The 19,515-nt window shown below is 34.2% G+C and carries 21 protein-coding genes; 2 read left to right on the top strand and 19 right to left on the bottom strand.

The window, feature by feature from the left end:
* Positions 1 to 78: 78 nt before the first annotated feature.
* From fliI to VF726_RS02640, 14 genes are all read right to left on the bottom strand, one after another.
* Positions 79 to 1,383: a flagellar protein export ATPase FliI gene (gene fliI, locus VF726_RS02705; protein ID WP_440165623.1), complete on the bottom strand. Its 1,305-nt coding sequence runs from the start codon at positions 1,381 to 1,383 to the stop codon at positions 79 to 81.
* The gene (locus VF726_RS02700) at positions 1,380 to 2,066 is read right to left on the bottom strand and encodes a FliH/SctL family protein (RefSeq protein WP_395761416.1); all 687 of its coding nucleotides are present in this window, start codon (positions 2,064 to 2,066) and stop codon (positions 1,380 to 1,382) included. The genes fliI and VF726_RS02700 overlap by 4 nt, the downstream gene beginning before the upstream one ends.
* Positions 2,053 to 3,057 carry a flagellar motor switch protein FliG gene (locus tag VF726_RS02695; protein ID WP_000883361.1) on the bottom strand — a complete coding sequence of 335 codons (1,005 nt, stop codon included), beginning with the start codon at positions 3,055 to 3,057 and terminating at the stop codon, positions 2,053 to 2,055. The genes VF726_RS02700 and VF726_RS02695 overlap by 14 nt, the downstream gene beginning before the upstream one ends.
* 13 nt (positions 3,058 to 3,070) lie before the next feature.
* A complete protein-coding gene (locus tag VF726_RS02690) occupies positions 3,071 to 4,645 on the bottom strand; it encodes a flagellar M-ring protein FliF C-terminal domain-containing protein (protein WP_440165621.1) in 1,575 nt (524 codons plus the stop codon).
* 22 nt (positions 4,646 to 4,667) lie between these two features.
* Positions 4,668 to 4,967: a flagellar hook-basal body complex protein FliE gene (gene fliE / locus VF726_RS02685; protein ID WP_000701682.1), complete on the bottom strand. Its 300-nt coding sequence runs from the start codon at positions 4,965 to 4,967 to the stop codon at positions 4,668 to 4,670.
* A gap of 16 nt (positions 4,968 to 4,983) precedes the next feature.
* The gene (gene flgC / locus VF726_RS02680) at positions 4,984 to 5,397 is read right to left on the bottom strand and encodes a flagellar basal body rod protein FlgC (RefSeq protein WP_042511534.1); all 414 of its coding nucleotides are present in this window, start codon (positions 5,395 to 5,397) and stop codon (positions 4,984 to 4,986) included.
* 20 nt (positions 5,398 to 5,417) lie between these two features.
* Positions 5,418 to 5,825: a flagellar basal body rod protein FlgB gene (flgB, locus tag VF726_RS02675; protein WP_440166683.1), complete on the bottom strand. Its 408-nt coding sequence runs from the start codon at positions 5,823 to 5,825 to the stop codon at positions 5,418 to 5,420.
* Between the two features lie 367 nt (positions 5,826 to 6,192).
* The gene (locus tag VF726_RS02670) at positions 6,193 to 6,465 is read right to left on the bottom strand and encodes a hypothetical protein (protein ID WP_001058074.1); all 273 of its coding nucleotides are present in this window, start codon (positions 6,463 to 6,465) and stop codon (positions 6,193 to 6,195) included.
* Positions 6,455 to 6,823 (bottom strand): flagellar export chaperone FliS, encoded by a 369-nt coding sequence (locus VF726_RS02665; RefSeq protein WP_440165617.1) that lies wholly within the window; start codon positions 6,821 to 6,823, stop codon positions 6,455 to 6,457. The genes VF726_RS02670 and VF726_RS02665 overlap by 11 nt, the downstream gene beginning before the upstream one ends.
* A 22-nt stretch (positions 6,824 to 6,845) precedes the next feature.
* Positions 6,846 to 8,228 carry a flagellar hook-associated protein 2 gene (locus tag VF726_RS02660; RefSeq protein WP_440165615.1) on the bottom strand — a complete coding sequence of 461 codons (1,383 nt, stop codon included), beginning with the start codon at positions 8,226 to 8,228 and terminating at the stop codon, positions 6,846 to 6,848.
* A 17-nt stretch (positions 8,229 to 8,245) separates the two neighbouring features.
* Positions 8,246 to 9,109, bottom strand: coding sequence for a flagellar hook-associated protein 3 (locus VF726_RS02655; RefSeq protein WP_001266393.1), 864 nt, complete (start codon positions 9,107 to 9,109; stop codon positions 8,246 to 8,248).
* 155 nt (positions 9,110 to 9,264) lie between these two features.
* Positions 9,265 to 10,563, bottom strand: a complete 1,299-nt coding sequence (flgK, locus tag VF726_RS02650) for a flagellar hook-associated protein FlgK (protein WP_440165613.1) — start codon at positions 10,561 to 10,563, stop codon at positions 9,265 to 9,267.
* A 17-nt stretch (positions 10,564 to 10,580) separates the two neighbouring features.
* Positions 10,581 to 11,033: a hypothetical protein gene (locus tag VF726_RS02645; protein ID WP_440165611.1), complete on the bottom strand. Its 453-nt coding sequence runs from the start codon at positions 11,031 to 11,033 to the stop codon at positions 10,581 to 10,583.
* A gap of 16 nt (positions 11,034 to 11,049) precedes the next feature.
* On the bottom strand, positions 11,050 to 11,514 hold the full coding sequence (locus VF726_RS02640; RefSeq protein WP_000946323.1) for a YaaR family protein: 465 nt from the start codon (positions 11,512 to 11,514) through the stop codon (positions 11,050 to 11,052).
* A 143-nt stretch (positions 11,515 to 11,657) separates the two neighbouring features.
* Between VF726_RS02640 and VF726_RS02635 the strand changes: the two genes are divergently transcribed.
* On the top strand, positions 11,658 to 12,155 hold the full coding sequence (locus tag VF726_RS02635) for a hypothetical protein (protein ID WP_064470780.1): 498 nt from the start codon (positions 11,658 to 11,660) through the stop codon (positions 12,153 to 12,155).
* 39 nt (positions 12,156 to 12,194) lie between these two features.
* The gene (gene cheR, locus VF726_RS02630) at positions 12,195 to 12,977 is read left to right on the top strand and encodes a protein-glutamate O-methyltransferase CheR (protein ID WP_440165608.1); all 783 of its coding nucleotides are present in this window, start codon (positions 12,195 to 12,197) and stop codon (positions 12,975 to 12,977) included.
* 33 nt (positions 12,978 to 13,010) lie between these two features.
* Here cheR and VF726_RS02625 read toward each other — a convergent pair whose 3' ends face one another.
* The 5 genes from VF726_RS02625 to VF726_RS02605 form a co-directional block, all read right to left on the bottom strand.
* Positions 13,011 to 13,727: a hypothetical protein gene (locus tag VF726_RS02625; RefSeq protein WP_088095855.1), complete on the bottom strand. Its 717-nt coding sequence runs from the start codon at positions 13,725 to 13,727 to the stop codon at positions 13,011 to 13,013.
* A gap of 27 nt (positions 13,728 to 13,754) precedes the next feature.
* Positions 13,755 to 15,095, bottom strand: a complete 1,341-nt coding sequence (locus tag VF726_RS02620) for a transglycosylase (protein WP_440165606.1) — start codon at positions 15,093 to 15,095, stop codon at positions 13,755 to 13,757.
* A 29-nt stretch (positions 15,096 to 15,124) separates the two neighbouring features.
* The gene (locus VF726_RS02615; RefSeq protein ID WP_440165604.1) at positions 15,125 to 16,768 is read right to left on the bottom strand and encodes a flagellar motor switch protein; all 1,644 of its coding nucleotides are present in this window, start codon (positions 16,766 to 16,768) and stop codon (positions 15,125 to 15,127) included.
* 173 nt (positions 16,769 to 16,941) lie between these two features.
* Positions 16,942 to 18,945 carry a chemotaxis protein CheW gene (locus VF726_RS02610; RefSeq protein ID WP_440165602.1) on the bottom strand — a complete coding sequence of 668 codons (2,004 nt, stop codon included), beginning with the start codon at positions 18,943 to 18,945 and terminating at the stop codon, positions 16,942 to 16,944.
* A 129-nt stretch (positions 18,946 to 19,074) separates the two neighbouring features.
* Positions 19,075 to 19,443, bottom strand: coding sequence for a response regulator (locus VF726_RS02605; RefSeq protein ID WP_000940576.1), 369 nt, complete (start codon positions 19,441 to 19,443; stop codon positions 19,075 to 19,077).
* Positions 19,444 to 19,515 lie beyond the last annotated feature (72 nt).

Here is a 19,515-nt window from a genome sequence, read left to right as displayed (position 1 = left end):
TTCTATTATATAGTTTTTTCCCAAAAAAATCTGTGAAATATTAAAAAACAAAAAAATAAGACCTCTTGGGCAGAGGTCTTATACTATATGGTGCATCGCTTCAACAATATCATCAAATTGGAAACTATCAGATCGACCTTGTTTTAAAAACGTATTTATACCTTCTACTTTGTTTTTACATTCAAAAATATAAGCATTTTCTGCATTTTCTTGAATCGTTCCTAATTTAAAATACAATTCATTTTCTTTATAAACAGATAAGATTTTTCTCATTTCATTTGCAAGTTGCCAATGAAATGGCGAAACGATTTCTTCCATAATCCTACTCACTGAGTCTAGCACTGAAATAGCAGGGTAATGACTAAGTGTTGCAAGCTCACGTTTTAATACAATATGTCCATCTAAAATACCACGCGCTAAATCTGGTACAGGGCCGTTTAAATCGTCTCCATCGACGAGTACGGTATAAATACCTGTTATAGATCCCTTTTGTGTTTTCCCAGAGCGCTCTAATAGCTTCTTCATATAACTTTCCATTAAGAGTGTCTTACCACCAATCGGCAACTCTTTAACGGCAATATCAACGCTTCTGCGGGCATCCGCAAAACGAGTAACAGAATCCATCATAAGTAGTACGTTATTGCCTTGATCACGGAAGTATTCAGCAATAGACGTTGCAAGCTTCGCTGCACGAAGTTGCATTAGGTGACTTTCATCTGACGTCGCTACAACAACGACGCTTTTTCGCATTCCCTCTTCACCTAATTCTTTTCGAATAAAGTCTTTTACTTCTCGGCCACGTTCTCCTACTAAACTAATAACATTAATGTCAGCTTTTGCGTTTTTCGCAATCATTCCGAGTAAAGTAGATTTACCAACACCAGAACCTGCAAAAATACCAATCTTTTGACCGATGCCAATTGTTAGCATGGAATCAATAGATTTGATTCCCGTTTCAAATACATCGGTAATTTCTTCACGTTCAAATGCATGAATAGGCGGGGCATCTAGTTTTATTTTTTGTAGTGGAATATTCTCTGCATCCTCATTTAGTACTTCGCCATTTGCACTTAACACTTTTCCGAGTAAATGATTGCCACGAGGTATAACAACATCTTCTGCAATTAGTGTAACTGAATCTCCGTAACATACTTTTTCTGTTTGTTCAAATGGAAGTAACATGTTGTTCTCTTTTTCAATCGCAATCACTTCACATAAAACATTATGTTCTCCAACGAAACAAACATCACCAATTTTCGCCTTTGGCCCTTTCGCTACAAAAAACTGTTCTTGTACACTATGAACTTTACCGACTTTCGTATAAAACGGCGTTTCAATAAATGTATTCCATTTTTGGTTTTCATTCATTAATAGTCGATTCATACATTTTGCTCCTCAAATAACTTCTCTTCTTCCCATTTCTGGCGAAGTTTCGCAAATATAGGTGCAAATTTAAATTCAAAGAACTCTTTCTCTTCTTCTAGAACAAATTCACCGAACTGTAAGGAGAAATCATATTTCCATTCTACTAATTGTAGTAACCAATATTCTTTCGTATTTTCCTTCTCTTCTTGAATACGTTCAAATGTTTCTGGATGTACGGTAATGATTAATTTTTCAAACGAAGTAGGCAACGTTTGAACGATACCAGTTAAAATGGGTAACACATCAAGCAATCGCGAATCTACTGCTTGATTCACGATTTTTTCTGCTAGATGAAAAGATTGATTCCATAATAACTCTGTCCATTCATATGCTGTTTCTTGTTGTTCTTTTTGAAACTGCATATGTGCCGATTCTATCTCTTTCATTTGCTGCTGAACATGCATTTGGAATTGTTCTTGATCATGTAATAACTGCTGACGCTCTCGTTCTAACATTTGTTGTTCTTGCCTTAGCTGAGTCATTTCCATATGTAACGATTGTTGCTGCGCAAGAAGTTCTTCATGATCTACTTGGATTTCTTCTTCTACGTGAGCTACTATTGGTTTTGGAAATTGTAATTCATACGTTTCTTCAGAAAAAGAAACAGAATTCTTCGGAATTCTGTTTTTAAATAAGGACATCATCTTCACCTCTTTGAACGATAATTCTTCCTTCCTTCTCTAGCTTTTTCACTGTGCCTGTAATCGTTTGCTGTGCCTTTTCAGCATCCGTCATCTTAAGCGGTCCTAAGCCATCTAATTCTTCTAGAATCATCTCTTTACGGTTTGAAGACATACATGTAAATAATTTCTCTTTAATTTCTTCTTTTGCAATTTTAAGTGCTTTCGCAATAACACCGTTATCTGTAATTTCTTCTAATACACGACGAAGTGCAAGATCTTCAAGTCCGAGTAAGTCTTCAAATACAAACATGTTTTCTTTAATTTTCTCAGATAACTCATAATCCATTTCATCCAACTTTTGAAAGACTGTTTTTTCAACACCTCGTGAAACATTATTTAAAATGTTTACTATTGTTTTCAAGCCATCCGTTTTATTAATTGCATTAAATGCCATATTATTTAATTTTGATTTTAATAAATCCCCAATTTGATTTATTAATTCACCATCAACTTGCTCTAGCTTCGCAATCCCCATTACCGTTTCTACTCGCTTATGATCTGGTAATCTCTCAATTAATTGAGAAGCAAGCTGCGGTTTAATATAAGAAGCGATAATTGCAATTGTTTGTGGTGACTCATCATTAAGTACAGTAAGAAGCGGTTCTAAATCTGTAAGTGAATTTAAGAATTCAAACGGATTATCTTTGTTATACCAAAGATCTTCTAATAATTTTTCTAGTTCGTCTTCTGGCATGTTTTTAAATATGCGACGAATATATTCTTTATCCGGAGTCACTAGGTTTAATTCTTTTACATTTAATTCATACAAGAATTCCCCTAGTACATTTTCTAACGTTTCCGGTTTATATACACGAAACTTCGCGATTTCACGAAGTAATACTTCTTTTTCCTCAGCTGTCATATATTCAATGACTTTTGCTGCCACCCCTTCTTCTAATGTACGAATAAGGATGGCAGCTTTTTCTTTGGAGGAGATTTCATCTAACATCGTTGTTCCTCCCTTACTGTCCATTTAACCATTTTTTAATTACTTTTGCAGTTCCTTCTACATGTTCTTTCGTAGCATCATGCACTTGTTCATCTAACGTTGGTTCTTTCGGTTCTTCTGGTTCTGGTTTTGGCTCTGGTACTATTTTTTCTTCAGGAATTTCCATGATACTTTCATTACTTGCAGCAATTTCCTCTTCTGCTAAGTATTCTTCATATTCCTCTTCTTCTTTCTTTCTCTTACGTCTTGCTAATAAGAACCATACTAGACCACCAATCGCTAATAAACCAGCTGGAATTCCACCGAATAACCACCAGTTTATATCGCTTTCTTCTGGTTCTTTCTTCTTCTCTTCTTTCGGCTGATCAAACTGAACAGTTACAACGTTAACTTGACCGTTTGTAAAGTTTCCATTCGGATCAGCTTGAAGCCCAGCAGCTGTACCGATTGCTTCTTTGAAAGTAGTCATATCTATTTTTCGTTTTACTAACGTATCGTTGTCTACCCATACTACAACATTTGTTTTCGTTAATTCTGGGTGTTTCTTAATTGTTTCAACTGTTTTATCTATTTCATAGTTTTCAATTTTGTTACCATTTTTATTATCATAGACGATTTTACCATTTTGATTATTGTTCGTACCGTAGTTTGGTACTTCGCCGTTTGCTGTAATACCAGCGCCTTGTTTCGTCTCTGCTCCTTCTTGTGCAGTAGAGCTTTCTTCTTGCTCTTGTTTACTACGAAGTACACCTTTATCACCATATTTTTCTGACTGGCGTGTAACTTCGTCGTAGTTTACAGAGACTTTCGTATTCACTTTATATTCATTTGGCTTAAACATCGTCATTAACGTTGCATCGATATCTTGCTTTAATTTACCTTCAATTTGGTGTTGCATCTCTACTTCTTTCTCATAAGAAGAGGAACTACTAGAATGTGCTTCATCTGCCCCTTTTGAGATAACACCTTTTTTACTATCTATAACACTCACTTCTTCGGCTTTTACACCAGGAACTGCCGCACTAATCATTTGCTGTATACCCGCAACTTGATCAGCCGTTAATAATTGACCACGCTTCACTCCAACCGTAATCGCCGCTGTCCCCTTTGCTTTCTCTTCATCAAAAATTGTCTCTTTTTCAGGTAATGTAATTTGAACATTCGCCGTTTCAACTGTCGCAAAGTTTCTTACAATATCTTGTTCCAATTGCTTTTTCGTACCGACAATTTGTTTCATTTTTTTATCTTGCTCACTTGAACCGAGCGAGCTTTCTAATAAAATTTCCTCACCGCTTTTAGAATTAAACGGTAAGCCCATCCCATTCATTTCTTTTCGAACCCATGGAGCATCATTTTTTTGCACACGAATCGATCCATCGGCCGCTAACTGATAATCGACACCTAACTTTGATAATTCTGCTGTAATCTCTTGCTTATCTGTATCATTTAAATTTTGATATACAACAACATATTTATCTGGCAAGGTGAAGTATAAAAGTGCTCCTGTTACAATCGCTAAAAGCGCAGCGCCGATTACTAACTTATGCCACGTTTTTAACGATTGGATAACATTTTTCATCTTTTCCATTTAAACACACCCGTCCACTTTCCTAAATTTGCATATTAATTAGTGACTTATAATTTTCAATAAGATTATCACGTACGAGAGCAGCCGTTTTCATTTGAGACTCAGCCTTCTTCTGCTGAATTAAAACGTCATGCGTTTCTCCTACCCCTTTAGTTAGTAAATCATATACTGCTGTTTGCGCATTGTTTTGTGTTTGATTCATATCTTCCAATAAATCAATAAACTTTTTCCCTTCAACTACAGATGTTTGAGAAGTTTTCGGTGCACCAATTGACTGAATTGCTCCAAATGGTTGCGTATTTAACATTGGTTGGATTTTCATATTGCTATATTCCCCCTTATCCTCGGCCAATTTCTAAATCTTTATCAAGCATTTTTTTATTCGCATTTAATACACTTGTATTTGCTTCGTACATTTTTTGGGCAACCATTACATTCGTCATTTCAGCAGTCACATCAATATTTGGATAACGTACATATCCTTCTTCATTTGCATGCGGATGTGTTGGGTCATACACTAAGTTTTCAGTTTTATCTGCTTCAATACTTTTTATTTTTACTCCATTTGTAGGAGACCCATCTAACATATTTGCAAAACTATTGTTTGATTCTAGTACTACACTACGACGCTCATATAAATTTGCCCCCGGAGCAGCCGTTGTATTTGCATTTACAATATTGTTAGAAGTAACTTCCATCCACTTTCTCGCTGTCGTTAGCCCTGAGCCACTTGCATTAATTGCCTGAAACATCGTTGTCTCTCCTTCTACTTTTAACGTCCGCGTGCCGCTTGGTTAATTGCATATTGTGTATTAATCGCGTTAATTGAAATACCGTATAACTGATTTGCTTTCATTAGATCTAGCATTTCTGTCGTTACATCCACACTATTTCCATCTTTATTCGTTTGCATTGATTTTGTTTGAATCTTTGCATATGTATTTTTCGTATTTACTGTCGGTAAGTGCATTTCATTCGTTTGATATAAATTCGGATTACTCTTTAAGTCTGCAGCATTGTTCTTATATAATGCACTACTTTTATTCATTTGCTCAGCAAATGCTACATCTTGTGCTTTATAGCCGGGTGTATTCGCATTTGCAATATTACTAGAAACCGTATTTCGTTTCGTCACTAAATAATTCATATAATGGCCTACATCACTCACTAAATCTGGCATATTCCACACCCTTTCTTTACTAATTTCATGATCCACTGATGGAAGTTTCACTTCATTATTTATTTTCTTATATGTATTTATTAAAATATTAACAATCATGTACCCTTACATATTTTATTCCATTTTTTCATTGTTGTCTTTAGAAAAATACAAAAATATAAAAAAGAATACAAAAAAACTGTATACACGCAATAATCTATGCAACATTTCAATATATGATCTACAAAACAAAGTTCATTTTTACATTATTTAGATTACTACTTTTTTCATTACAGTCATAAAATGAAACCTCAATCAGCGGAAGTCTTTATTTAAACAAAGGAATGGATCCCCTCCAAAAAGGGGAATCCGTTTCTAAACTCTATCATTAAAATTTACCGTAAAATGAGTTAGCTTTCATGCGTCCATCATTTGTCATAATCATTTCTTCCAAAATCTTTTGCTTATCTCGAATATGCTGCGCCGCCTTAATAATGAATGGACTTACTTCTGCTGCAACTTGCGCACGCGTATCCTCATCCAAAGTCATCATCCAGCGATTTAACATTTCACTCTTCTCAGCAAACTCTTCATCTGACACTTGCAATTCACCGATTTCATTAAAACAGCCGACAAACGTTCGATAAATATCATTGTTCATTTTCAAGTGCTCCGCGGTAACCATCTATTAAATCTTGTAACACTTTCACAATCGCATCAATATCTTTTGCTTCACGTGTTACTTTCATCGTTTGAATTTGAACGCTAATCCAATCGTATAAACCATAAAGACTATCATATAAATCTTTCGTAATCTCAGGGTTTAATTGAAGCTTTAATTCTTCAAAAATACGTTCAAGTTTTTCAAGAAGATCGTTTCCTTCTTGTAGTTTAAAAGCACTTAAAATTTCTTCTAGTTTATGAAATTCAACAATACATCTTTCATAAACAAAAATTGTATTTTTAATCGGATTACTCGTCATAATATCATTTTGCATATAACGTTGCCATGCTTGCATACAATCACTTCCTCAGCTTTCATTAATCATCACTTTTTTGTTTTGTCATTGCTTTAATTGTTTTTAGTTGGCTATCAAGCTCAGCTAATGTACTTTCTAGTTTTTGATATTTATCAACAATTGCTTCTTGTCTTTGTTTATTTAGTTCATCGATATCCTTAATTTTTCTATCTATTTTCCTTATTTGTTCATCAATACTTTTAGAGCGTTTTCCTATAACTCCCTCATCACCAAAAATACCATCTAAGTTTTTTTCCATCTCATGACCAATTCCATTGAACCCAAAGAAAAATTGTTTTGCAGCTTCAGGGTTTGCTTTAAAAGCTGTATTTAATTTTTCTTCATCTAGTGTCATCTTACCAGTTTTATCAACTTGAATACCGAAAGAAAATAAATACTTATTGTCTTGAGAATATTTAAATAGATTCGACATCGTATTACTAAGTGAAAAAGCAATATTACTCCCTTGCATCGCACCATTTTTACCAGCAAATAAGTCTAAATTCTCAACAGCTTTATTATATTCATCTTTCATTTTTTTAATTAAATCAATAGAATCCTTTACATTTGAGTCTTCAATAGTAATTTTTATAGGTTCACTTGTTGCTTTCTCTAAATTAATAGTTAAACCTGGAATTGTATCAATTTTATTAGATGTACTCGAATCTTTAATCCCATTTATCGTATATTCAGCATTTGTAGCTGCTGTTATTTCATTAGCAATCGTAAATACCTTCTTATTAGTATCCTTGTCTATAGATGAATTCACTAAACCAATTTCCTCTAAAAAGCCTTCTTTACCATCTACTAAATTTATTTCTCCTTTTTCTCCAGCTGTAGTAGACGTAAAGAACAATTGTCCACCTAGTGAATATACAGACACTCCATAGTTCCCATTATTAATTTTATTTACTAAATCTTTATAAGTCATATCCTTCGACACTTTAACTTCTTTACCATTAATTTCAAACGCAACATCTTTTTCAAGTTTTGCATCTAAGTCTATTTTATTCTTCGGATTATTGGGGTCAGATAAATCTACTGACCTTGTTGTAATTTGATGACGTTCTGCAACTTTTTCAACTGTAATATTGTATGTTCCCGCAATAGCAGATGCATCTGCTTGTGCAGTAACAAATCCCTCTTTTGATACAGATGTTTTCTTCTCATTCCCTTTAAAAGCATACATATCTTTAAAAACTTGCACAAAGTTATTAAATTCCTTCTTCATACTAGCATAAATATTTCGCTCATTACTTAATGTTTGCTTTTGATTGTTGTATGGTGTTTTTTTCATTTCTAAAGCTTGTAGCTCTAAATTTACTAGATTAGAAGTATCAATTATATTATTACCAAGGTTCCAAATTTGTTGTCTACCACCCAAATTAGATACTGCTGTTCCCATAAAACATCACTCCTTTTCTACATATAATCTAAAATACTCGTTTTACTCATCGTACTAACTGCCTTAAGTGTTGCTTCATATGTTGCGTTTATGTACGCCAACTCTGAAATAGCTGCTGCTAAATCAACATCTTCAATCTCTTTCCGATTTTCTTGTAACGCTAAGTTTTGTTCACTTAAAATCGTTTTAAACGTATCAACCGTATTCATCGTTGAACCAACTTCCGTCGTACGGTTAATAACACCATCTAAATTTTGCTTATTTTCTTCTAAAAACGGTTGTAATGCTTTTTGATCACCACTTTGCAAAGCATCATTCATCTTCACTAACGTTTGAATAACAGGCGTTAATAAATCCTCACCTTTACGAAAAGCTTTAATTTCATAGCCATCGTTTAGCTTCCACATGACATCCTTTTCGCCACCTTGGTATGTACCATCATCCGTAAATGGTGGTTTTCCTGCGCTATCCCCACCAAAAAGGTAACGTCCTTGTTCTTTCGTATTCGCTAAATAAACAACTTGTTTTAGAAGTTGATCAACTTCTGCTCCAATTGCTTTCAATTCTTTTTCACTATTTGTACCATTTAATGCTTGTATCGTTAATTGATCCACTCTCGTTAAAGACTTCACAATACCTTGTAATGTATTTTCTGTCTGACTTAGCACATTTCTAGAATCCGCGATATCCTTTTGCATTTGTTCAATATTCGCCAATGAATGTTGAATCGCAAATGATTTTCCCGCTGCAAGTGGGTCCTCACTCATAAGAAGATTTTTCTTGCCTGAAGTTACTTGATTTCGATGATATTGCTGTTGCACATTCAAATCCATTAACTGATTTTTTGCCCAGTTTGCATTTTGAAATGTAGATACTCTCATTTCTATCTCCTCCTTTATCAATTTTAAATTGATTTGAAGAAGAAACCGGAACTATTTCCGGCTCTCTTCTTCCCTAACTTATCCCACTACCGCCTCTACACTCTGCTGGCACTCTCTTCAAACATAAAAGAAAAAGGTTTTGTTTTTACCTCTCATTATCTAATAATCGAAAACAGACTATCAAACACTTCATTCATCGTTGTAATAGCTTTAGAGTTCGCCACGAAATATTTTTGGAAAGCCATTAAATTAACCATTTCCTCTTCCATATTCACGCCTTCGATGCTCATTTTTTCTTGCTGAATTCCTTCTAATAAGTCTTTATGTATCTTTTGGTAAGCATTTACTGAACTTTTATCAGAAGCTACACCTACTAAAAGTTGATCTAGCCCTTGTTTATACGTAAGTCCATCTTTAAAGTCTTTATCAGTAATACCTGCAAGATTATTTGCAGTTTCAGCTGAAATTTTCATTTTCGAAATATCTTTTGTAAAATCAGGGTTTATTTCAATCTTTTTCGCATCTTCTCCAACAAAGAAGTTTTTTTTCATAACTGTATTTACTTGTTTTTTTAATGAATTTACAAATTCATTTAGATTATCTTTATAACTAGTAATCTTTGCTTTCGTATCAATTGCTGATTGAATTGCTCCATCATTTAATGGGATATCGGTTCCGTATATTTGTACCGACATAGGATCCTTATCCTTCTGCAATTGAAGTGGATATGTATCTTGTCCATTTACTGTTAAAACACCGTTCATTCTAACACTCGCGATATTAGGATTTACAGATTCATACGATACTTCTATCTCTGCATACTTAGACATTTCTGTCATAATACGATCACGTTCATCTAATAGTTGATTCGGTACTTGTGTGCCAGCTTGTCCGATTTTCTTGTTCGCTTCTGCTAAACTAGTAGCAAGTCGATTAAATTCTTCTACGTGAGCTTCAATATCTGTTGTTGTTTGCCTTTCTATTTCTTCAAACTGCTTAGCAAGTCGATTCACTTGGTTCGTAAACTTCCCAGTTTCAGCAATTAATGTGTCGTAATAGTTCGATTGCTCTGGATTTTTTGCCACTTCACGAAAAGCATTAAAAAATCCGTCCATTAAACTAGATAATGAGTTTTTACCCGTCGTTCCTACCATAGACTCTACTCGTGACAAAGTAGAATTCATATATGCATAGTAAGAGAACTGTGACATTTGATCATTAAACTGTTTTGTCTTCACTTCATCTGTAATACGATCAACACCTAACGTTTGTACACCATAACCAATTCTCTGTTCCGGCGTATGACCATTACTTGCTCCAGCAGAACCGAAATTCACTGCTTGACGCACATAACCAGGCGTATGAATGTTAGATAAATTTTGTTTCGTCGTTTGTAATCCCATTTGTGCCGCTAACAAACCCGATAGCGGCGTATTATAATCAGATAGTCTCATTATGTTTCACTTCCCCTTTACAATAGTTCGTTCATAAAGATTTGTGAATTATTGTTTCGCTCTAAATTATATTCAGAAACGGAATCCACAATACTTTCTGTAGTTTTTAATAGTACGTTTAAGTAATATTGATTTTTCAAAAGAATCATTTTTACATTTTCTTCTAATCCAGCTACATTTTTTTGTAATTCTTCCATTTTTCCAATTTCTTCATGAGAAAAATACGAAAATAACGCACTTACGCGAAATGATTCCACGCCCTGTTCTTTACAAAACTGAACAACCATTTCTTCAAATGAACTTGATAACTTTTTTAAACCATCAATGTACTGCAATTGCTCTACTTGTAACTTTTGAACTGCATTTACATTTTTATGTTTTAAATTCTCATATATTTGTTCTCCGAGCGCTTGAATGTTTTCATATGCTTTTTGAATAATAACGAGCTTTTCATATAATTGTATGTACATATCGTTTCCTTCCCTTTTACAAGACTAAATTTACAATTAAACCGTGGATTTCTCCAATCTGATTTAACATTTCTAAATGTCCCGTTTTCGTATTAATTAAATTCATAACATCTTCTAACTCATTTAATCCCATTTCCGCCTGTTTCACAATCGTCATTTTCTGTGAATATCCATAACGTGGATGACGCGACATGACATCTTTATATTGCAATACATTATCTACGTAAAAATTCAAAAATGATTTTACTGTATTTTTGTATTCCATTACATTATCAAGCGTTAATTCCATTTCAATTTTCTCTTTAATTTCTCCAATGTTATCGACAAATGCTTCCATTTGTTCTAGCAATTTATCTTTTTTCGGATCTGCATGCAAATTATCCGAAAATGCAAGTCCTGTCCTGACATTTGCTTCTTTCGGCATTTGAGTAGCAGGCGGTATATGCGATAAAATTGGATTATGCGAGATCGAACGCAGCATATATATCACCTATTTATTTTTTTATTTCTTCCTAAACTTAATCGTAAAATCCAGTTATTTATAATTATACTCTGAACACTAATATTTTGCAGTTATTTTTTATAAAAGATATGTTACAATTTAGCATGAGGTGGCACAAATCTATGAATATTTTTCTTTGTGGTTCAAATCAATTAACAGCATTAGATCAAGAAGAAATAAAAAAATTTTTAACTGACTATGCTCACAAACATAAAATTTACATATTATGTTATAAATCTATCGAAAATGAGATTCTTCGTTTTTTCATCGAAAACGAAAGACTCGCTCAAAATTTATGCCTTTACACGCTACAGCCGTTACAAGCATTAACAGATGAATTTCAAGAGGTCGTTGATTACTTAAAAAGACATGGAGCCGAGTATGTTGCTTTTGATCATCCTTCCGATTCCATTTACCGATCAGATTATATGTTTTTTGTAAAACAAATAATTGAAGATACCGATTTAGTTCTCTGTTTTTATAATGGGGACAAGCATACATCTGTCATTCCCGTTGATGTTGCAAAAGATGCAGGAATTGATGCTGTTATTTATGATTTACCTGGTTTACATGAAAAACAGATGAAAAAAAACTTTGAACAAAAAATCCGTATGATGTAAAGGGGGAGGCACAATATCGTTATTGTGCCTATTATAAATATGATAATTGAACAAGATTATGATCATTTTATCGCAAGTTTTAAACAACAATTTAATATGGATATCGCTTCATATAAACAAGATAGAATGCGTCGTAGAATCGATGCTTTTATTTCGAGAAAAGGCTTTGAGAACTACACTAATTTTTTAAGTAATTTACGTACCGATCAAAATTTATTTTTAAGTTTTATTGATTATATTACAATTAACGTTTCAGAATTTTTTAGAAATAAAGAACGTTGGCAAACGTTAGAGACGAAAGCACTACCAAAATTACTTAAACAAAATAACGGAAAATTAAAAGTATGGAGTGCCGCTTGCGCTGCCGGTGAAGAACCATATACACTCTCTTTGATTTTATCGAAGCATCTATCTCCATTTCGTTTTGAAATACAAGCAACAGATCTTGATTTTCACATTTTAGAAACTGCAAAACGCGGTCAATATACAGAACGTTCTTTAAAGGAATTACCTATCGATTTGAAAGAGCGTCATTTCACAAAAGAGAATGATATATATTCATTACATCAAAATATTAAGCAAAACGTCACGTTCAAACAACACGACCTGTTAATGCAGTCGTTCGATACAAATTATGATTTAATCATTTGTCGCAATGTAATGATATACTTTACTGAAGAAGCAAGGGTAAAACTTTATGAAAAGTTTAGTCGTTCTTTACGAAAAGGCGGCGTATTATTTGTTGGTAGTACCGAACAAATTTTAACACCTGAACGTTATAATCTTCAGAGATTTGATACATTCTTCTACGAAAAAATATAAAAGAGGTCGTCACAATGTAAAGTGACGACCTTTTTATATAACTCGAATTAAAATAATAGCAACAATCCATACAAAGAGAAAAAGAAATGTCATAGACCATTTATGTTCTTGCATCGTTTGTTTCAGGGCCTGTGATAATTGTGTCATATTCATTTCTGCGAGCGCTCTCCATACACTTACATCCCGCTCTTTAGCAGTGCGATCTGTAACGCTAATTAAAATAGTTTCGTTAGACAATTTCGTTATGTAAGCAGTAATAACCGTTACCATTAAATTTATATTTCCTTCTGACGAATCGCTTTCCACTCTAGAAAGGAGTGCACTTACATCTAGTAACGGAATATGTACCTTTCTACCAAATGATAGTTGTACTTCTGCGAAATCATACGTTCCATCTAACAAGGGAAGTTCTTTTATATGCGCCTGCTTAACAAGCCCTTGTAAACTTCTCATTACTTGTTCAAATACTTTTTCTGTTTGCTTCCCTTCACCAGATAACGTATGTAACTTTTTAAAGAGTTGTAATACTGTATCCATCTCTTTAGAAAGCATTTCCTTCATAACCTTTCCATCACCTAAACTCGCAAGTAAAATCCCTATTTCATTATTTCTCGAAATAATCTTAGACTGTCCAGTAAACACTAGATTACTATGCTTTCGTTCTTTCTGGATTTCATGTTCCGAAATAGCTGCAGGCTGTTTTAATGGTTGTAGCGTCTTATTTTCAATTGTCGTACGTTTAATCTCCATCTAAGCGCCTCCACTACTATGAAATTATTAGCCCCATTCTTTATTACTTTTTAAAACTAAAAACAATACGAATAAACCTGACATGATAGCAAATACATTAGAAGCTTGTATTCCCTGTTCGCTATTTGCTTCTTTCTTCTCTTCTGGCTCTTCTTTTTTCTCTTTCTTTTTAGAAACGACTTGATTGTTATTATCTTTATCTTTTTGAGCCTTCGCTTTATTTACTTCCTTGTTGTCTGTGAGAGGCTCTTTTATAACATAATTAATTTTTTCTTTCTCTTTCAATGGTTCTTTTATAAGATCGTTTACTTGCTCTTCTTTTTTCGGAATTTGAACAACTGGCGGTTTTTCTTCTGGAAGCGTGATTTCTACTTTCGAGTCTTCCTGCTTCTCAGTTTCTTTCTTATCTTCTAATTTATTTTCATTCTCTCGTTCTTCTATCTTTTTATCATCTTCTGTTTTTTGCTCCAAAACAGAAACGATATACTCACTTTCCTCAACGAGTTTATTGCCGGCCGCATCCACTATCTCTACAAGTAATTCGTATGAGCCAATTGGCAACGCATCCGTTATTTCAAATACTTTTTGCCAATCCATATCACGCTTATTGTAATCTAATAAAAATGTAGTCTCTTTATTTTCTTTCCCCTTTAATGTCACGCGGACCTCTTTCACAACCGATTCTTTGTCTGCTGCCTTCACTCGCACACGTATAGAATCGCCTTGTTTCCGTTCAATTAAGTTCTCTGTTGCTTCATCAATAGTAACCTTCTGCAACTTCGGTAACTCTTTATCTATAGTTGGCGTTTCATTATTTATATGGATGAGCGGGACTTTCACTTCATTTTCAGTGAGTTCTTCTTTCTCATTTTCTTTATAGCTTTGAATGAGCTGCAGATTCCAATCACCTTGCAAATCAAAAGTTTCGACCTTGTAGTTAGCAATCCATCGCTTCGTTTCCTCTTCATACTTAAACGATAGCATTCTTTCTTGTTCATACTGATCGCCGTTTTTGGGCAAGCGCAAAATACCTTTTATACTTTGAATATTTTGCTCTTTCGGCTCTACAATAACCCGCACTTCTTCGCCAACTTTTAATTCTGGCTTATTTACTGTAATAACCCCTTGATCCGTCTCTATCTTTTTTTCGACCTCTTGTTCATTTGCTACTTCTTGTTGTTCCTCTTTACCTTGATTCACTTCCACTTGCTCTGGCCGCTCTTGCACTTCTTTGTTTTCTTCTTGCATATTCACTTCATTTATTTTTTGAGCTGGCTCAATTTGTTCTTCCGCCTGACTTTGCAGAGGGACGAACAGACACATATGTATAAATAACCAGCTCATTAGAAAAAACTTTACGTTTTTCATCCACTAACTCAAACTCCTATTTCAACGACTTATAGCGATTTCGTCACTTTTACTCCGAAAAATCCATCTACATTTACAAGTTCACCATACGCCACTAATACATCATTTACATAAATACGAATTGGTTCGTCAATATCCTCATCTAGTACAACTGCTTCATTCTCTTGTAAACTTAAAATATCTTGAATTGTTTTCACTGTGCTTCCAAATACAAATTTCACGTTCATCTCTACATTTTGTAGGATGGATGTGTCCATGTATACTGGTTCCATTTGTTTTACTTCTTTAAATTCAATAGGTTGCACAACAGGTTCTACAATTTTTTCTTCTTCAATTTCTTCCGTAACAATCTCTTCTTCCTCTTCCATCATTGGATATAGAAGTCTTCTTACCATTTCTTTCGCTTCTGAAATCGGTAAAATTTGATACATTTTCGATTGAAGCAGGTCGCCAATTTCAAGGTTGAACGTAATTTGGACGAGTTCGTCCACTTTCATTGACTCTCCCAAATATTCCATTTCTTCTTTTAACGTTACGAATTTAACATTTGGTGGTGTCATGTCCATTTTTTCTTGAAACATTTCTGACATCGCCGTCGCAGCATGCCCCATCATTTGGTTCATGATTTCTTTTATACCGCTCAGTTCTAATTCACTAAGCTCCTTCTCTGGATCAACTTCCCCTGTTCCCATCATCATTAAATCTACCATTGTTAAAGCGACATCTTTCGTAAATACGAATACATTCTCATTCTTTAGTCCTTCAACAAAATCAACATTTAAAATAACAAACGGGACTGGTACTCCGTCATAATGACGAACATTGATTGATTCTACATTGGGCGTACTAATTGTAACTGGCTGATTTAATAGTGTTGACAATACTGTTGAAGCTGAACCAATTGAAATATTTGCAATTTCACCAAGGACATCTTTCTCTTCTTGTGTTAAATGCTCTTTTTCAACTTGTTCTTCTACAATCTCAGTTTCCACTACTTCCGCTGGCTCGTCTTTTTCTTCTACTCCACCAGATAATTGCATTAATTTATTTACCATTCGTTTCGCATGTTCAACTGAAACAATTTGCACAAGTTTAGAGTTTACAAGATTATCTATCTTTAAATCAAACGATACTTTAACAACCGTTTGATTCCCATCAATCTCAGAAATTTTCTCCATTTCTTCTGATAACTTTACAACTTTAATTGTCGGCGGAGACATATCTACTGTATCTTGAAAGAATTCTGACATAGATGTAGCTGCGAACCCCATCATTTGATTCATCGCTTCTTGTACAGCACTTAGCTCTAATTCACCAAGTTCTTTTCCGTCTTCCACTTCACCTGTTCCCATCATCATTAAATCAGCAATGGATAATGCAACATCTTGCTTAAGGACAAGAAGGTTTTCCATATCTAATCCTTTTGTAAAATGAATGTTTAATACAACGTGTGGAACTTCGACGTCGCTTGAATCATATAAATCTACCAATTCTATGCGAGGAGCAGTAATGCTTACTTGCCTATTTAAGATTGTTGATAATACAGTCGAAGCTGAACCAAATGATATATTTGCAATTTCGCCAAGAATATCGCATTCTTGAGGCGTTAAATGCTCATTTTCTTTTTCTAGCACAATTGTGCTCGTATCCCCTTTTGTGTGTTGCTCAGGCATTTTCTCTGCCTCCTCATTTCTGTTTTTCTATCAAACGATATAAACTCACATTTTATTTTAACAAACTTATTATATAAAACGTTAATATGTATTTATTCCCACTTTTAGATTCGTAACGATTAACCAAAAAGCTCCCCAATTGTATACAAGTGGGGAGCTTTCCTTCATTCCTATTATAAACCTTCTGGGTTTAAAATGAGGACCACTCGTCCATCACCGAGAATTGTCGCACCAGAGAAATAATTAGAACTCTCTGCAAAGAAGTCACCTAATGACTTTAAGACTATTTCTCTTTGACCGATAATTGTGTTTACAATAAGTCCATAGCTGCGATGTGTATTACGAACAATTAACACAGGAACCATTTGACCATCATATGACGCAAACGCCTCATCTACTGTTTTTTCACCAAATACAGTACTTAAATGCTTCACTTCAATAATTTGATTACGGTAATTTAACACATCTTTTCCTTGTAAGGATTGGATGTCTTCCCTCTTAATCCGAATTGCTTCAACAATATTACCAAGAGGGAAAGCATAACGTTTATCATTCGTTTGAACAAGCATAGATTGAATAATAGACAACGTTAATGGCAGTTCAATTCTAAATGTACTACCTTTTCCTTCTTCAGAATCAATAATTAAATGTCCACCTAAACTATGGATCGTATGTTTCACTACATCTAATCCAACGCCACGCCCAGAAAGGTCTGATACAACTTCAGCTGTACTAAATCCTGGTTGGAAGATTAAATCAAATACTTCACGGTCCGTTAATTTATTTGCTTCAGATTCTGTTACAACACCATTTTTAATCGCTTTTTCTAATACTTTCCCTTTATGAATACCATTTCCATCATCCGTAATTTGAATAACGACATGATTTCCACTATGAAACGCTTCTAATTTAATCGTACCAGTCTCATTTTTACCTGCATCACGACGTTGTTCAACAGTTTCAACACCGTGATCAATTGCATTACGAATTAAATGAACGAGTGGATCACCGATTTCATCAATAACAATTTTATCAACTTCGGTGTCTTCACCTGTAATTTGTAAATCGATTTTCTTCCCTAAATCTTTCGCTAACATACGTACCATACGTGGGAAACGATTAAAGACTGTTTCAATTGGCACCATACGCATGTTTAGTAGTACATTTTGAATATCTTTTGAAATATCACCTAATCGATTTAAATGCTCAATTAATTCCTTGTTTTGAATTGCTTGTGCCAATTCATCTATACGGCCACGCTCAATTACACTTTCTTCAAACATGTTCATTAATCTTTCAATTTTTTCTAATTGAACACGTATGGAACGATTTTCCACTTTACCATTTTTCGTTTTTGCAGCGCTTTTAGCTGGTGTAGCATTAGCTGATTGCTTCGATTCTTCTTTAGTTGGTTCCACATGCGTAGCTACTTGTATATCTTCCTGCACGGCTTCTTGTGTACCCAATTCTTTCGAGACTACTTCTTTTAATGTATGCCCTTGCTTCACTTCTACTTTCTCAATTTCAGAAACATGAAGCACTACTTGTTTTAATTCTTCTTCACTTTGATCAGTATCCATAAATACTGTGAACTCAAACCCGAAAGCATCTGCTTCAATTTCTTCAATACTTGGAACTGTTTTTTGTACATTCCCTACATTTTGCAGTGCTTCAATACACATAATTGCACGTACTGCTTTTAAAATAGCATGTTGCTCAACAGTTATATGCACTTCATGCGAAACTGCATCATCATTATTTATAGGTTGTTGCTCAATATATTCCGCAGGAGTTTCTACATTGCCATTCAATAATGCTTCTAATTTCTGCTTAGTTGTAATTACATCAATATTGCCCATTCCGCCTTGTTGCACATCTGCAACCATCTTCTCCAAATTATCAATGCACTCAAAAATCACATCAATAATCTCCGCATTTACAACTATATTCCCATGACGAATTTCATCTAAAACGTTTTCCATTTTGTGCGTTAAATCCGCCATTTCCGTAAATTCCATACTCGCTGACATACCTTTAAATGTATGGGCTGAGCGGAATATTTCTCCCACAACATCCATATCAGTGGGATTTTGTTCTAAAGTTAGCACATTTTCATTTAGCGATTGTAAATGTTCTTCTGATTCCTCAAAAAATATATTTAATAGATCTGTTTGCATTTTAATCCCCTACCTGTCTAACAAACATTTCATTCATGTATAACAATTTAGTGTTTTAAAGCAAGAAAAAAGGGGGCCACACGCATATCCGCTATCAATGTTTAGATTCCTTGTGGCACCCCTTCTATATTAGCTGTTTGCTACTTTTGTTAAAGCTTCGATTACGCGATCTGCTTGGAATGGCTTTACAATAAAGTCTTTTGCCCCACCCTTAATTGCATCTAATACCATACCTTGTTGTCCCATTGCAGAACAAATAACAACTTTTGCACTTGAATCAATTTTAATAATTTCTTTTAATGCTTCAAGTCCGTCCATCTCTGGCATAGTAATATCTAATGTAACAATATCAGGTTGAAGTTCTTTATACTTTTGAATTGCCTCCACTCCATTTTCCGCTTCTCCGATTACTTCAAATTCAGAATTACTTTTTAATAAGTTTTTAATCATTGTTCGCATGAACATCGCATCGTCTACAACTAAAATTTTATGTGCCATTCTTTTTGATTCTCTCCTTCTATGTATAAATATATCTTAATATTTCACCTTATCATTCTCACTCATTATACA

It is taken from the genome of Bacillus sp. Brlt_9, assembly GCF_051948935.1.
In the GTDB taxonomy this organism is placed as follows: Bacteria; Bacillota; Bacilli; order Bacillales; family Bacillaceae_G; genus Bacillus_A.
This window is presented reverse-complemented; position numbering and strand designations above follow the sequence as displayed.